The organism is Vibrio sp. 1249-1, from assembly GCF_033340495.1.
The window spans coordinates 1-1098 of record NZ_JAWOWJ010000120.1 but is presented as its reverse complement, the minus strand read 5'-3'; the positions used below and the strand labels follow the sequence as shown (position 1 = coordinate 1098).

The following is a 1098-nucleotide window of genomic DNA, read 5'->3' as shown; positions in this document are numbered from 1 at the left end:
TGTTTTTTGGTCCGTTTTTGGCCCGGGGTTTTTTTTATGCGTGTTGGGCGAGAGTGCGTGGGCGCGAAGGGCGCCTGCTCAATTCCGTGAAAGCGATTGGTCGTAACTCCAGCTCACAATGGGCGTTCGCAGTATTGCTCGCCGTCTGTATGATTTTCTGGATGCGTATCGCTGCGCTGCTCCACGCGTTGTACCCATCCGTACAAGGCGCACCACTGACTGAGTTTTTGCCTTTTCTGGTCATAGGTTCATTGGTTGGATTCGTGTTGGCGTGTATCGTATTTAGTATCTCTGCGTTTTCGATTCCATTAATGATGGAGCGCCGTGTCGACATGATGACAGCGGTGTTTACTAGCTTTAACGCAGTGAAATCCAATATTCCGGCCATGATTGTTTGGGCAGCGATTATTTGTGGCGGTATCTTGATTGGCTTTGCTACCTACGGAATCGGTATGTTGTTTACCATGCCAATTTTGGGCTACGGTACATGGCACGCCTACCATGCAACCATCAAGAAAAAACACACGCCTTAACGGACAAATGCTATGATTCAGCCCTCGTCAACGCGGGGGCTTTTTATTGAATACACCGGAGTATGGATGGACATTGAACTGAGTTATAAAGCCAAGCAAGTCATGGCTGATTGTATCTCTTTGGCACAGCAAGTATTTAAGCGCTCATTCCCTATCCCAAGCATCACATTCAACGTTCGCGGCAAAGCAGCGGGAAAAGCCTACCTTCAATTAAATCAGATTCGTCTCAACCCTATTTTATTTAGAGAAAATCCACAGGCATTTTTGGAAGAAGTAATTCCTCATGAAGTCGCCCACTTAATCACCTACCAAGTGTACGGCAGAGTTCGACCACACGGAAAAGAGTGGCGGGGCGTCATGGAATCCGTATTTGGTATTCCTGCCAACACCACACACCGTTTTGAAGTTACCTCAGTCCAGGGTAAGACGTTTGAGTATCGTTGCGGCTGCATGACCTACCCGCTCTCGATTCGCCGACACAATAAAGTACTGCGCAAAGAGGCAACCTACTCCTGTCAAAAATGCCACCAGCCTTTGAATTTTACAGGTGTTCAACTTTCTTAAT

At 47.4% G+C, this 1098-nt stretch carries 2 protein-coding genes; both read left to right on the top strand.

The window, feature by feature from the left end:
- Positions 1 to 533, top strand: a 533-nt coding sequence (locus tag R7Z50_RS24675) for a DUF2189 domain-containing protein (protein ID WP_318149374.1), incomplete at its 5' end; no start/stop codon positions are given.
- Positions 534 to 599: 66 nt separating this feature from the next.
- A complete protein-coding gene (locus R7Z50_RS24670; protein ID WP_017449133.1) occupies positions 600 to 1097 on the top strand; it encodes a SprT family zinc-dependent metalloprotease in 498 nt (165 codons plus the stop codon).
- Position 1098 lies beyond the last annotated feature (1 nt).

Excerpts from the sequence above, each read along its gene's own strand:
- R7Z50_RS24670 (WP_017449133.1), top strand. The coding sequence starts at position 600 with ATGGACATTGAACTGAGTTATAAAGCCAAGCAAGTCATGGCTGATTGT.